At 70.1% G+C, this 13,846-nt stretch carries 11 protein-coding genes; 4 read left to right on the forward strand and 7 right to left on the reverse strand.

What is annotated here, in order from left to right; all coding sequences use genetic code 11:
* Positions 1 to 7: 7 nt before the first annotated feature.
* The 4 genes from QSJ33_RS12550 to QSJ33_RS12565 form a co-directional block, all read right to left on the reverse strand.
* The gene (locus QSJ33_RS12550; RefSeq protein WP_285726667.1) at positions 8 to 2,194 is read right to left on the reverse strand and encodes a molybdopterin-containing oxidoreductase family protein; all 2,187 of its coding nucleotides are present in this window, start codon (positions 2,192 to 2,194) and stop codon (positions 8 to 10) included.
* Positions 2,195 to 2,255: 61 nt separating this feature from the next.
* Positions 2,256 to 3,971: a DUF3373 family protein gene (locus QSJ33_RS12555; protein ID WP_285726669.1), complete on the reverse strand. Its 1,716-nt coding sequence runs from the start codon at positions 3,969 to 3,971 to the stop codon at positions 2,256 to 2,258.
* A 62-nt stretch (positions 3,972 to 4,033) separates the two neighbouring features.
* On the reverse strand, positions 4,034 to 4,357 hold the full coding sequence (locus QSJ33_RS12560; RefSeq protein WP_285726671.1) for a c-type cytochrome: 324 nt from the start codon (positions 4,355 to 4,357) through the stop codon (positions 4,034 to 4,036).
* 117 nt (positions 4,358 to 4,474) lie between these two features.
* Complete coding sequence (locus QSJ33_RS12565) at positions 4,475 to 4,936, reverse strand: RrF2 family transcriptional regulator (RefSeq protein ID WP_285726673.1); 462 nt, start codon at positions 4,934 to 4,936, stop codon at positions 4,475 to 4,477.
* A 204-nt stretch (positions 4,937 to 5,140) separates the two neighbouring features.
* On the opposite strand from QSJ33_RS12565, the gene QSJ33_RS12570 reads away from it, so the two are divergent.
* Positions 5,141 to 5,521, forward strand: a complete 381-nt coding sequence (locus QSJ33_RS12570) for a (2Fe-2S) ferredoxin domain-containing protein (protein ID WP_285726675.1) — start codon at positions 5,141 to 5,143, stop codon at positions 5,519 to 5,521.
* Positions 5,522 to 5,534: 13 nt separating this feature from the next.
* Here QSJ33_RS12570 and mobA read toward each other — a convergent pair whose 3' ends face one another.
* From mobA to QSJ33_RS12585, 3 genes are all read right to left on the reverse strand, one after another.
* Positions 5,535 to 6,098 (reverse strand): molybdenum cofactor guanylyltransferase, encoded by a 564-nt coding sequence (gene mobA / locus QSJ33_RS12575; protein WP_285726677.1) that lies wholly within the window; start codon positions 6,096 to 6,098, stop codon positions 5,535 to 5,537.
* Positions 6,095 to 7,141, reverse strand: a complete 1,047-nt coding sequence (gene moaA, locus QSJ33_RS12580) for a GTP 3',8-cyclase MoaA (protein WP_285726679.1) — start codon at positions 7,139 to 7,141, stop codon at positions 6,095 to 6,097. Before moaA ends, mobA begins: the two co-directional genes overlap by 4 nt.
* Before the next feature lie 82 nt (positions 7,142 to 7,223).
* Positions 7,224 to 10,286 carry a sensor histidine kinase gene (locus tag QSJ33_RS12585; protein WP_285726680.1) on the reverse strand — a complete coding sequence of 1,021 codons (3,063 nt, stop codon included), beginning with the start codon at positions 10,284 to 10,286 and terminating at the stop codon, positions 7,224 to 7,226.
* A gap of 86 nt (positions 10,287 to 10,372) precedes the next feature.
* Here QSJ33_RS12585 and QSJ33_RS12590 point away from each other — a divergent pair, with 86 nt between their 5' ends.
* From QSJ33_RS12590 to QSJ33_RS12600, 3 genes are all read left to right on the forward strand, one after another.
* On the forward strand, positions 10,373 to 11,152 hold the full coding sequence (locus tag QSJ33_RS12590) for a TatD family hydrolase (RefSeq protein ID WP_285726683.1): 780 nt from the start codon (positions 10,373 to 10,375) through the stop codon (positions 11,150 to 11,152).
* On the forward strand, positions 11,128 to 11,799 hold the full coding sequence (locus QSJ33_RS12595) for a hypothetical protein (protein ID WP_285726685.1): 672 nt from the start codon (positions 11,128 to 11,130) through the stop codon (positions 11,797 to 11,799). The genes QSJ33_RS12590 and QSJ33_RS12595 overlap by 25 nt, the downstream gene beginning before the upstream one ends.
* Positions 11,800 to 11,886: 87 nt before the next feature.
* Positions 11,887 to 13,806 (forward strand): DUF6600 domain-containing protein, encoded by a 1,920-nt coding sequence (locus tag QSJ33_RS12600; protein WP_285726687.1) that lies wholly within the window; start codon positions 11,887 to 11,889, stop codon positions 13,804 to 13,806.
* Positions 13,807 to 13,846 lie beyond the last annotated feature (40 nt).

Consider the following 13,846-nt stretch of genomic DNA (forward strand, 5'->3'; position numbering starts at 1 on the left):
CCCCCCTCTACGCGTTGCTGACCTTGACGAAGGTCTCGTGGAACGCGGCGTTCCCCGATACCTTGTCCCAGGCGGTTTCCAGGATGACGGCGTCGCTGGCGCCGACGTTGTAGACCAGGCTCTGCATCTTGGACTTCTTGCCGAACCCGTGGAGCATGAACACGCAGTCGGGACGGATCTCCTCGGTGACCCGCGCCTTGATCCTGGCGGTGCCGACGCTGCTGGAGACGTTCACGAAGTCGCCGTGCTTGATGCCCAGGCGGGCGGCCGGAACGGGGTTGATCCAGAGGTCGTTCTCCGGCATGAACTCGTGCAGCCAGACGTTGTTGGACTGGTTGGCGTGCGTGAAGTAGCCCACCCGGCCGAGGATCAGTCGGAAGCGGTCCGCCGGGGGCTGGGCGATCTGCGTGTAGACCGGCAGGGGATCGTAGCCGTTCTCCTGCAGGCGCTCGGAGTAGATCTCGATCTTCCCGGACTTGGTCACGAACCGGTGGTCGGGGGTCAGGGTCTTCCCGTAGTGTGCTTCGCCGGTGGCGGCCCAGACGCCGTGCTTCTTCATGTGCTCGGCGGCCATGGGGATCGGGAGGTCCTTGAACTCCGCCTCGACCCACTGGTCGATGGTGTAGTCGAAGTAGTCGGAGAGGCCCAGGCGCTTGGCGATGCCCTGGACGATCTCGAGGTTGGGTTTGGTGTCGTGGATGGGCTTGACCACCTGCTGCCGATAGACCACGGCGGGCCAGATGCCGGGCATCACCTCCACGGGGTCCGTCCGCTCGAGGTAGGCGCTCTCGGGGAGCACCACGTCGGCATACCAGGCCATGTCGCTCATCTGCAGGTCGATGACCCCAATGAAGTCCATCTGCTCGATCATCTTCATCGTCTTGCTCTGGTCAGGCAGGGCGTTCATCGGATCCTGCTTGTAGACCATCCACCCCTTCACGGGGTACGGCTTGCCGGAGAGGACGTTCTCGCGCAGCTTCAGGTAGGCGCCATCGCTCGCGGCGGCCAGGGGGAAGTTGGTCTTGACCTCGTCCACGCGGGAGGCCTTGGGGTCGTCCCAGGGCATGAAGAGGAACTCGCCCTTGGGCAGGGAGGCGTTGGGCACCATGCCGCCCATCTGGTCCCAGTTCCCGACGATGGTGTTGAGGATGGCCTGGGCCCGGCGCATCTGGAAGTCGTTCTGGTACCAGGAGGACCGGCGGCCCGAGTAGTAGAGGGCCCGGGTGCCGGCATCGGCGAACTCGCGGGCGATGCGGATGATGTCCTTGGCGGGGATCTCCGTTTCCTTCTCGGCCCATTCGGGCGTGTACTGCTTCACGTGCTCGGCGAGCTGGTCGAAGCCGAGGGTGTAGGTGTCCACGAAGTCCTTGTGGTAGCGCTTCTCGGCGATGATCACGTTCAGCATCGCGAGGATGAAGGCCAGGTCCGAGCCGGGCTTGATGGGGTACCACTCGTCGGCCTTCGCGGCGGTCACCGTGAAGCGGGGATCGAGGTAGACCAGCTTGGCCTTGCGCTCCATCACGCTGCCGATGAGGTCCATCGTGTCGGGCGTGATGATGCTCTCGAAGCGGTTGGCTCCGGACATGATCACGTACTTGCTGTTGAGCATGTCGAAGCTGGGCACGGTGCCGAAGGTGGTGCCGTAGGCCAGGTTCACGGAGGCCAGGCAGAGGGTCGGGTGGCGCACGATGTTGGGAGACCCGAAGGCCTGCCCCAGGTTCATGAAGAACTTCTCCTGGAAGCCCTCCGTGGAGGCCCAGAGGGTCCCTTCGGGGCCGTACTTCTCCTTGATCTCGGCCAGCTTCTTGGCGGTGTAGTCGAAGGCCTCATCCCAGCTGACGGGCTTCCACTTGCCCTCACCGCGGGCGCCGACCCTGATCATGGGCTGCTTGATCCGGTCGGGATCATAGACCTGCATGACGGCCGCGTTCCCGCGGGCGCAGAGCATGTCGCGGGACTTGGGGTTCTCGGGATTCGGGTTGAGCTTGCGGATGAAACCCCCCTCGACCACGGCGATGGCCGAACACTTGTTCGGGCAGAGTTCGCAGGTCGTCGGGATCTCCTTGGTGTCGGCCGCCGTGCTGCGTCCCTTCTTGAAGTACTTGAAGCATCCCACCTGTGTGGCGGCGACGGCTCCGGCGGTGGCGCCTGCCGTCTTTAGGAACAGCCGGCGATCCATGCGAATGGTTCCCATCGTGGTCTCCGTGGTTGAGAGGATGGGGCCGGAGGGGAGTGCCTCCGGCCCCGGTCAGTGGCTAGAACTTCACTTCGATGGCGGCGTAGGTGTTCTTGACCGTCGCGGGGAAGCCGTACTGGAGCATGGGGTTCTTGCTCAGGTCGTACGAATCCTCCCAGCTCTGGCCGGGCATGGCGGCCGGGCCGATCTGCCAGCCGCTGAAGGCGTGGGAGTACTTGTAGTCGATGTAGCCGAGGCGCAGTGCCGCGTTCTTGGCGAAGCGCCAGTGGATGTAGCCTTCCCACACGTCGCCGCGGGCGCCCAGCTTCTCGGTGTATTCGCCGGTGGCGGGGCTGTAGGTGAACCAGCGGGGCGACCCGTGGTTGAACTCCACGCCGATCCCGAGCTTCTCGATGGGATCCCAGCGCATGCCGGTGTAGTAGGCGGTGGCGGTGTGGCTGTTGATGGGGTCGCCCATCAGCCCGCCGAAGCCGGCGAGCTGAGTCGTGGTGGACGGGTCCGCTGGGTTCATGGTCCAGTAGGCGCCATACTGCGAGCTCCGGCCATTCGGATGGCTCTTGATGTAGCCGCCGCTGATGAAGTAGGTGAACTTCTCGCCGACCCGGTGCTTCCAGGTGGCCGTCCACTGGTCCATGTCACCCAGGTTGTTGGTGGCGGTGACGTACTCGACGCTGGGCATGCCGCCCATGCCGGGCATGGCGGGCACGGGGAAGTTGGTGAGCGTGCCGAAGGGGATGTCCGTCATGTTGCCGAAGCGGTTGTAGCCCAGGTAGAAGTTCGCGCTCTGGACCACGTCCCCGATCTGGAAGAGCAGGGGCATGTCATACATGGCGCCCAGGACGGTGGTGTCCTTCAGGGGGCCGATGCTGTTGACCTGCATCGTGGCCTTCTGGGCGTTCGGCTGCGTGGGGGAGGCCCAATCCACGTTCGTGAAGTTGAAGCCCACGGGGGCCGCGTTGGTCTTCACCAGGCCGCCGCCACCGAAGCCGCTCTCGTAGCCCACGCCGTAGCAGATGCCCAGCAGGGTGCCTTCGGGAAGGCCGATCTTCTCGAGCTCGAACTTCCAGCCGATGCCGTCGATGGTGGCGTTGACGGCCAGGGCCTGCGGGGTGGCCTCGCGCTCGCCGCCGTCCCGGACCTCGAACGGAGGACCGTCCGTGGTGTTCTGGCGCCCGATGGACAGGATGCCCAGGGGGAAGTGGTAGACGAGGCTGGCGCGTTCCACGCGGAGCACGTCGGTGCTGGGGATCTTCCCGGAGTTGAAGGAATTGGCCACCGTGTTCGGGGAGCCGTTGAACACGGGCACATCGGAGCCGCCGTGGACCTTGTACATCACCAGGCGGCCCATGATCTTGGCGTGCTCGTTGATGGTGATGCCCATGGTCAGGCGCAGGCGGGTGGACCACTGGACGGAGTTGGTCCAATCCTGCGCGGGGACCTGCTGCGTCAGGGGGATGAACGGGTAGGGGTTCCCGGGAATGCCGGGGTTCTGGGCGAAGCCCATGAACTGCTGGTAGGGCTTGAAGTGCCACTGGGCGCTGTCGAAGCGGGTGCGGAGGTCGCCGCCCCACTGGATGTTGTCGGGGGCGATCTTGGTCTCGACCTTGGTCAGGCGCGCGTCGATCTCCTTGGCGGCATCGGCCTTCTCTTCGAGGGCCTGGATCTGCTGCTTGAGGCCCTCGATCTGCTTGTGCACGTCGTCGCTGGACTGGGCGCTCAGGGCCGCCGGCGCCAGCGCGGCGACCAGGGCGAGCATGATGCGGGAGGATTTCATCGGTTCGTCTCCGTGGTTCGGGGATTCAGGGATAGGGGAGGGGGGTATTCGTCGAACGGTACTCAGCCGCCGCAGGTCATGGGCTGCGGGGAATCGGAGGCGTGCTGGATGAGGAAGGTCATGACATCCTTCATCTGCTCGGGCTTGAGGTCGGTTCCGGTGCCAAGCTTCTCCTTGCCCTTGTTGTGCTTGTCGGCGGCGAAGTAGGCCTTCCACTGGGCCTGGGTCTTGGTCAGCGGGGTGACTTCCTTGCCGGGCTTGCCGGCGACGTGGCAGGTCTTGCAGGTCTTCTTGAAGAAGAACTTGCCCTTGAGCTCGCTGCCCTGGGCGGACAGCGGCGCGGCCAGCGCGGCCAGCGCGAGGAGTGACAACAGGGTGTTCCGCATGGAGCACATCCTTTCTGGTGGGTTGAGGAAGTGGAGTGCGTCGGTGGCTTGGGGCCTGGGAGGACGGGGACTCCGGGTTGGGGAGGGAATGCGGGTTCGGGGTGGCCGGCGCGCCCGCTAGGGCGAGACGCTGTCCGGGAGGAGGGAATCCATCAGCCGCCAGGTGCGGGAACTCCGCTCGAAGCGGGCGATGTCGGCGAGGGTGTTCTGCTTCAGGTGGGCGTGGATGCGCTCCCGCTCCTCCTTCCAGAAGGCGTGGGTGGGGCAGCCCCGCTCGTCGGAGCAGGAGCTGAAGCCCAGGAGGCAGCCATTGCGCCAGGCCTCGCCGTCCACGGCATCGGCGATGACGTCGAGGCTGATCTCGCCGGCGGGCTGGGCGAGGATGACGCCGCCCTTGTTGCCGCGCTTGGCCTTGATGAGGCCCTTGTGCGCGAGGCTGTTCATGAGCTTCGAGAGGTAGGCGCGGGGGATGCCGGTGCGGGCGGCCACATCCTGCACCAGGGCCGGATCGCCGCCCGGGTCCTCGAGGCAGCTGAGGGCCAGGACCGCGTAGCCTGCTGTCTGGGAGAGGGGGAGCATCTGAATCCGTCCGATTGCGGACCCTTGCGGGTTCGATATAGAGGATGAAGCGGTGAGCAACGAGGTCAAGTCGTTCGTGACCATCATCACTATTAATTAAATAACTACTAAGTAATATTTATTAAATATTAATTAATGCAGCACATGAAAACACACTCAAACTCAATTCATCCCCTGGTAAGCTGTTGCCTTCAGGAGCCCTCCATGTCTGATCAAGGCTCGGTCCCCACCCCCGATCTGGACGCCTCCCTGGCGCCCGTCATGGCCCACCCGCTCCAGCGGCAGGTCTTCGTCTGCACGTCCAAGAGTTGCGCTGCCAATGGATCCGAGGCCGTCCTGGAGGCCTTCAAGGCCCAGTTGATCGAGGGCGGACTGCTCTACACCAAGCGCAATCCTGATGGCGAGGTCCAGTGTCTCCACTGCGGGTCGGTCGGCTTCTGCGCCATCGGGCCCGCCGTGCTGGTGTACCCGGATGGCATCTGGTACGCCCACGTCACGGTGGCGGATGTGCCGGAGATCATCGAGAGCCACCTCAAGGGCGGCGTCCCCGTGGCGCGGCTGGTGCGCAAGCGCCTCGGCGCCTGAGCCCACCCGGCGGCTAGGGTTCGCCTTCGAAGGCCCGCCGCTCCTCGGGCGTATCGAGGTCCTGCCATTCGGGGCCATCGGCCGGCAGCACCAGGCGGGGGGCCGCCTGGGCGAGCCCCGTGAGGGAACGCTCGCAGGATCCGGCGAGGAGCGGCCGGAGGCTCCCCCCGAGGAACCCGCCGAGGGGCTGCAGGCACCCTCCGTGCTCGGCCATCACCCAGCGGTCGGCGCCGGGATCCGCGGCCTCCGCGCGTCGGAGCCAGACCGCCAGGCGGTCGGGGGTCCAGCGGACCTGGTCGCAGGCCACGATCCACCAGCGGACCGCTTCGGGGGCGGGGGCCGCGCACCAGGTCCGCAGCGCGACGGCGGGGCCCTCCCGGGGATCGTCGAGGCGGGGAAGGTCGGGCCGGTCCGGCAGGGGTTCCCCCAGGACCACCACGGGGCCGCCGGGGCACACGGCCTCGAAGACCCGCACGAGGTGGCTGCCCCAGGTGCCGCCCTCCGGATGGGGCAGGCTGTGCTTGGGTGCGCCCATCCGGCGGCTCTGCCCCCCGGTCAGGAGCAGGAGGCCCGTCAACCGCCCACCTGCCACATGCCCTTGTCGAGCTGCGGGAACTGGCCCTGGCGCATGGGATGGCAGTCCAGCTTCTCCACCAGGGCCTGGCGGATGAGGTGGGCCAGCTCCTCGTGGGAGGCGTGGTTGCGGAGGGGCTCCAGCAGGTCCACGGGCTGGTTGCCGAAGAGGCAGGCCTTCAGCTGGCCGCGGCTCGTGAGGCGCACGCGGTTGCAGCGGTCGCAGAAGTCCGCGCTCAGGGTGGAGATGACACCCACCTTCCCCGGGGCGCCGGGAATGCGGAAGATCCGGGCCGGTCCTTCCTCCAGGCCCACGGCGGGCTCCTCCTCCAGCTCGGTGCCGAGGCCCGCCTGGATGGTGCCGAGGATCTCGGCGGCGGGCATGAACTGCTCCCGGCCCCAGCCGTTCCCCTGGTAGGGCATGAATTCGATGAAGCGCACCTGCACGGCCTCGGTGAGGGCGAGGCGGGCGAGGGGCACGATCTGGTCCTCGTTCCAGCCCCGCAGCACCACCGCGTTCAGCTTGGTCTTCAGTCCGGCGTCCCGGGCGGCCTCCAGGCCGGCCAGCACTCGCGCCAGGCCGTCCTTGCGGGTGAGGCGCTCGAAGCTGGAGCGCTCGGCCGCATCGAGGCTCACGTTCACGCCGAGGAGCCCGGCCTCCCGGAGTCCGCGGGCCCGGCGGGCCAACTGCAGGCCATTGGTGGTGAGGTGGACGCGGCCTTCCACCTCGGGGCTGATGCCCGCGACGATGGTCTCGAGGTCCCGGCGCATGAGGGGCTCGCCGCCCGTGAGCCGGACCTTCCGGATGCCCAGGCTCGTGAACACCCGGACCAGCCGGACCACCTCGTCGCGGCTCATGGCCGGGGGCTCGGCGCGCTCCATCGCACCCGTGCGGGGTTTGCAGTAGACGCAGGCGAGGTTGCACTGCTCGGTGACGGAGACGCGCAGGTACGTGATGGCCCGGCCCAGGCCGTCCTTCAGTCCGTCCTTGAGCCGCAGCATCCGCGGCGGCTGGCTCTGGGACGGGATGGGGAAGGCGGATTCCACGGCGGCTCCGGATGGGAACCAGGATGCGCCCGTTCCGGAGGCGGGCCTCCCGATTATGGCTTTGGTCACACGGCGGGGCCGGTCAGGGACCCTCGGGCAGGAGCGGGAGCACCATGCGGAAGCTGGCGCCCTTGCCGGGTTCGCTGACGATGTGCAGGCGGCCCCCGTGGACCTCCAGGATGTCCTGGCAGATGGAGAGTCCCAGGCCCCAGCCGTGGGCGGCGTCCCCTGCCTTCACCTGCCGGAAGGGCTCCAGGATGTCCTGGATCTGCTTCGGATCGAGGCCCCGTCCCGTGTCCCAGACCTCCAGGGACCAGAGCCCCTCCACGGGATCGACCGTGGAGCGGATGCCCAGCTCGCCTCCCGTGGGCGTGAACTTCAGGGCGTTCTCGAAGAGGTTCAGCATCACCTGGTGGAGCGTGGCGGTGTCGGCGTGGATGCGCACCCGGGCGGTTTCCGGCGCCACCTCCAGGCGGAAGGCCAGGCCGCGGGCCTCCGCCTTCAGGCGAAGGACATCCTCGAAGCCCTCGGTCACCTCCATGGGCACCGTGGGCGTGAGGTTCAGGCTGTGGAGCAGCGCCTCGGAGCGGCTCTGGTCCAGCAGGTTGCGGACCAGGGTCTCGATGCGGTTGGTCTCGCGGTCCATGATGTCGATGAGCGCGCCGCGATCCGGCGCCAGGTCCCGGAGCCGGTCCAGCGTGAGCATGATGCTCGTGAGCGGGGACCGCAGGTCATGGGTCACCATGTCCATGAGCTTCAGCCGGGACTCCAGGCTCCGCTTGATCTGTCCGTGGGCCTGCTCCAGGGCCCGGTTCTGGCGTTCCAGGACCCGCGTCCTGGCCGCCACGGTGTCCTCGAGCGCCTGGTTCCGGCGCGCGAGGCGGTGGATCCTCAGCCAGACCAGGCCGCCGAGGAGGGTCAGCACCAGCAGCAGGAACAGGATGCGCACGACCCAGGCCTCGTACCAGGCGGGCTGCACCGTGATGCGGATGGGGGCCGCCTCCACCCAGGGGCCGCCCTCCTCCGAGACCCGGAGGCGGAGGCGGTACGCGCCCGCGCCGAGGTTCCGGTAGTGGAGCAGGAGGCCCTGCTGGGTGAGGGGCCGCCAGCCGGGATCCACCCCTTCGAGCAGGGTCTCGTACCGCGGGTGGGCCGGGGCGATGGGCTCGCCGGTGTCGAAGCTCATCTCGAGGTAGTCGGGATGGGGGGGGACGGTGACCTCGCCGGGCAGGCCGACGACGCCGCCGGGCCAGCGGATCTCCAGCACCGTCGGGGGCCGCAGGGGCGGGTTCCGGAACGCGGAGGGCTGGTCGAGGATGTTCACCCCGCCGATCATGCCGATCCACAGGCGGCCCCGGGCATCCACCAGGAAGCCGTTGTGGTTGGTCTCGTCGGAGATGAGCCCCTGGCTGCGGGTGAGGTGGTGCAGGTCCCTCCCCTCGAGGATGTCCACGCCCCGGTTGTGGCCGAAGGCCATGCATCCGCGGCCCAGGTCCGCGATGAAGTTCAGGCTGTCGTCGCCCAGTCCCTGGGCCACGCCGTAGGTGGTCCATTTCCCGCCGGACAGCACGTGCAGGCCGTTCATGGTGCCGACCCAGAGGTGGCCCTGGTCGTCGGCGGTCAGGCAGGTCACGGTGACGGAGGCGAAGGGGGCATCCTGGTAGACCCGCTCGAGGCGTTCCCCCGCCAGGCGCCACAGCCCGAGGGGCGAGGCCAGGAGGAGCTGGCCGCGGTACCGGAGGATGTCGGCGATCTCCGTGCTGCCCGCTTCGGCGGGGAGCTTCGCGTGGGAGAGCAGGCGGCCCTCCCCGTCCAGCACGAAGAGCCCCTGTTCGGTGCCGGCCAGGATGCGGCCCCGGTCGCGCACCAGCGAGAGGACGCTGGTGCGGGCCATCTCGCGGGGGCCTGCCGGGGCCACCCGGTCGTCCTGCCAGTGCGCGAGACCCCGGTCCGTGCCGACCCACACCCCGCCCTTCCCGTCCGGCAGGAGGGACCACATCTGGTCGGCCGGGAGGCCCTGGGTCCGGGTCCAGCGGGCGGTGATGCCCCGGCCTTCGTCCACCCGGTAGAGGCCCGTGCTCGTGGCGAGGAGGAACCGGCCCGGGCTCAGCTCCCGGATGGCCATGACTGCGGCCAGATCCTTTCCGGTGAGGCTCGCGGAGCCGTCCAGGGCGGCCAGCCCGGGCAGCACCTGCGCGGCGAGGCCGTCGCCGTCCGAGCCCACCCACAGGATGCCGCGCCGATCGCGGAGAGCCACGAGGATCCGGTCCCGGGGAAGGCCGTCCGCGGCGGTGAGGAGGCGGTCCGGCGCCCCCGGCCGCCTGATGAGGAGCCCATCCCCGCCCAGGGACACGAGCATGCCGCCGCCCTGGGCGTCGAAGCGGAGGCTGGCCATCTTGGGGGCCGGGGGCAGGGCGGGGAGGGCTTCCTGCACCCAGGCGCCGCGCTCCATCCGGAGGAGGGCGTCCTCCAGCAGGATCCAGACCCCTCCGGCCGGATCCACCTGGAGATCCCGGACCGGGCTTTTCCCGTGGCCCGGCGGCAGGGGATACAGGCGCAGGGCCTGGCCATCCCACCGGCCCACCTGGCGGGCGGAATTCACCAGCCAGAGGCCGTTCGCCCGGTCACGGGCGAGGAACCGGATGGGCTGGCCGGCGAAGGGCGGGGGGAGGGGCACCGGCTCGAAGCCCCCGTCGCCCTGGCGATAGAGCCCGAGGCGATTGCCCACGAGCACCCGTCCGGAGCCGTCGAGGGCCAGCGACAGGGTGGGGGAGCGGCCGAGCCCCTGATCGGGGCCGTAGTTGGCCACGGTGTCGCCCTGGACCTCGGAGACGCCGTTCTCGCTGGCCACCCAGATGTGGCCGGTCCCGTCCTCCACCATCCCCTGGACGAACCGGGCCTTCAGGCCCTGGGCCGCGCCGAAGGGCTGGAACCCCGAGGCCCCCAGGCGCGCCACGCCGCCGGTGTTGGTGCCCACCCACAGGAAGCCGCGGTGGTCCTCCAGGAGGGCCGTGACCTGGCTCTGCGGCAGGCCGTCCCGCAGCCCGAAGTGCCGGAAGGCCAGCTGCTGTCCGGCGGCCGGGAGGGAGAACCACCCGAGGGCCAGCCAGCAGAGGGCACGGAGGAGGGAACGGACGTGGGGCATCGGGTCTGTGATGAAGGGCCTATCGGCTGAAGGGGGATCCTCCTCGACTTCCGGTGGACGTGGGAACATGGTGGGCCGGGAGGATCATGCTCGTCGATGCCCATTGCCACTTGACCGGGAGCTACCTGGCCCCCGGGGCCATCGAGTCCACCCTGGCTCGCGCCCGGTCGGAGGGGGTGACCGGCTTCATCGCCGTTGGAACGGACCTGGAAGATTCCCGCCTCGTGCTGGATCTTGCCCGGACGGTGCCTGGCGTGCAGGCCAGCCTTGGCGTCCACCCCCACGAGGCCCGGACCTGGACGCCGGAAGTGGAGGCCGGCCTGGCCGCGCTGGCCGCGGATCCCGCCGTCCGGTTCCTCGGCGAGACGGGGCTGGACTGGCACTACGACCTGAGTCCCCGGGAGGACCAGGAGACCGCCTTCCGCGCCCAGATCCGCCTGGCGAAGCGGCTCGGGAAGCCGCTCATGATCCACACCCGCTCGGCCCCCGAGGCCACCCTGCACCTGCTGCGGGAGGAGGGGGCCGACGAGGTGCGGGGCATCATCCACTGCTTCAGCGAGGACCGCGCCTTCGCCGCCCGGGCCCTGGACCTGGGCTTCTACCTGAGCTTCTCGGGCATCACCACGTTCAAGAAGGCCGAGGCGGTGCGCGACGTCGCCGCCTGGGCGCCGGCCGACCGCATCCTCGTGGAGACGGACGCCCCCTTCCTCGCCCCGGTCCCGTACCGGGGCAAACCCAACGAGCCGGGCTTCGTGCGGTTCACCGCCGAGGCGGTGGCGGCCCTGCGCGGCATCCCCTCCGCGCAGCTGGCGGACCTCACCACCCGCAACCTGGAGGCCCTGTGCGGCTGGGCACCCTCCTCCTGACGGCCGCGGCCCTGGCCGCCCCAGGCCTGGCCGCCCAGGCCCACCCCCAGCTGCCCTGGGAGGGCGTCCTGCCGCTGCCCTGGCAGCCCGCGCCGAGGGCGGCCGCGGAACCGGGAGCCCCCGGCCCGACGGCTTCCGAAGGCTCCCTCTCCCTGCAGATCACCCCCGACGGCACCGTGCGGGTGGTCGATGGCCGGGGCCTGGTGCGCCTGCAGGAGGGGCTGCCGGGCCGGCCCCTGCGGGCCTGGCGGGATGGCGGCGTGCCCCTGGCATCCGCCACCGGCACCTGGCGCTTCCCCGCGGAGACGCCCCTGGGGCAGGGGCTCGGCGCCCTGCGCTGGTGCTCGGAGGACTTCCGCCCCTTCCTGCAGGGGCTCTGCTGGGTGATGGAGGATGGCGAGGGCCTCCTCGCAGTCATCCACCCCGCCACCGGGCGGACCATCTACCTGCCGCTGCCTCCGGGCCGGGACCTCACCCTGCGTTTCCTCCCGGACCGGCTGGAGGTGGTGGCCGGTCGGGCCGAGCCGGGCGGCGCCTCCCGCTGGGCGCTCCCCTGGATCGGCCTCCTGCCCCGGCTGGCGGGGCTGGGCCCCCGGGCGGACCCGGGACCGAAGGGCACGGCCCTGGCCCCTTTCCCCCACGACTGAGCGCCGTCAACTTGGCACGCCCCTAGCGTGTCCCTTGATCGGAACCGATCCTGGACCAGGCGGCATCCAAGCCCATGGAGGCAGGCCATGAACGAGACCTTCCGCAATTCCCGATGGCTTGCGGCGGCGCTGCTGCCTGCGGCCCTGCTCTCCGCCGCGCCCCAGACGACGGTCGCCCCCCCCGCCAGCGAAGACGGCAGCTACCAGGGCGAGAACCCCGACCGCTACGCGATGGTGAGGGTCCTCGAGGGCGATGTGCGCATCCGCAAGGGCGACCTCGACGAGGACCTGAGCCGGGGCACCCCGGTGGGCGAAGGGGACGTGGTGGAAAGCCGCGGTCGTGGTGTTCTGCAACTGGGCGACGGCTCCCGCATCGCCTTCGCCGGCGCGACCCGGTTCACCGTGGCGGCCCTGTTCACCACCCAGAAGGGCGAGAAGCAGGTGCTCCTGCGCCTCGACTACGGGCGTCTCCGCATCCAGCTCGGGGGCCGTTCCGAGGCCCGGTTCCGCGTCGACACCCCCTCCGGCTATGCCACCTGCCTCGACGACGGCGCCTTCAGCATCGAGGCGGAGCGGGACCGCACCACGCGCCTGCTGGTCTACAGCGGCCACGTGGCGTTCGCCAACCAGCGCGACCAGACGACCGTCGCCGCGGGGGATCGCCTCACGGTCTACAGTCCCGAGGACAGCCTGGACCGCGTGCGCGGCTTCAACACCTACGACGGCGACGACTTCGACCGGTGGAGCGCCCGGGCCCTGGTCGTGCGCCGCGGCGAGAGCTGGGACCGGGTGCCCGCCGAGCTCCGCTACTATTCCGACGAGCTCGACGACCACGGCCACTGGGTGAACTCCAGCGAGTACGGCTGGGTGTGGCAGCCCGACGGCGTGGCCGAGGACTGGCGGCCGTACTATGACGGCCGGTGGGCCCCCTACTCCGGCGGCATGACCTGGATCTCCGCCGAGCCCTGGGCCTACGTGGCCTACCACCACGGCCGCTGGCACTGGAGCGTGGGGGTGGGCTGGTTCTGGATCCCCGGCGTGTACTACAGTCCCGCCTGGGTGGCCTGGAACTACTCCTCCGGGTACTGCGGTTGGGCCCCCCTGGGCTACTACAACACCCCCTGCCACTGGGGCTACGGCGCCTGGGGCGGCGGCTACTGCTGGAACGTGGTGTCCGTGAACTACATCAACGTGGTGAATGTGCGCGGCCGCATCTACTCGGACGCCAACGTGCTCCGCACCTTCGGCGGCGGCACCGGCGGCACGGCCTGGACCGGAGGCGGACGCGACCTGACCCCGCCCTGGCGTCGGAGCCCGCTGATCGTGTCCCCCACGGAGTTCCGGAACCCCGGGCAGATCCAGACGGCCTTCCGGCCGGAAATCCACCGGGACCGCATGGTGGCCTACGAGCGGCAGGCCCAGGCGACCACCGGTCGCACCGTATTCCGGCGTGACATGGCGCCGCCCCGCGGCGTCGATGGGCGTCCCGGCGCCGTCCAGGCCGGCCCCCAGCGGGTTCCCTTCGAGAACCGACCGGCTTCGGGCCAGGATCGCCCCGTGCCCTCGCCCCGGGAGCGCGGCTTCGAGAGCCGGCCGGCCCCGGGCCAGGACCGCCCTGCGCCCTCGCCCCGGGAGCGCGGCTTCGAGAGCCGTCCCGCCCCCGCTCCCGACCGCACCGCCCCGGCTCCCCGGGAGCGGGGCTTCGAGAGCCGCCCGGCGCCGAACCAGGACCGTCCCGCTCCGGCGCCCCGGGAACGGGGGTTCGACAGCCGCCCGGCGCCCGCCCCCGAGCGCCGCTATGAGGCTCCTGCCCCCCGGGAACGGGGCTTCGAGAGCCGGCCCGCCCCCACGCCCGAACGGCGCGAGGCGCCAGCCCCCCGGGAGCGGGGCTTCGAGAGCCGGCCCGCCCCGGCGCCCGAGCGCCGCGAGGCCCCGGCCCCGCGGGAGCGTGCCCCCGAACCCCGCCCCTCGGGTGGGGAAGGGCGCGGCCGGGATATCCGGCGCTGACCCCCCGGACACGACGAGGGCCCCGCGATGCGGGGCCCTC

It is taken from the genome of Geothrix rubra (assembly GCF_030268065.1).
Classification (GTDB): Bacteria; Acidobacteriota; Holophagae; order Holophagales; family Holophagaceae; genus Geothrix; species Geothrix rubra.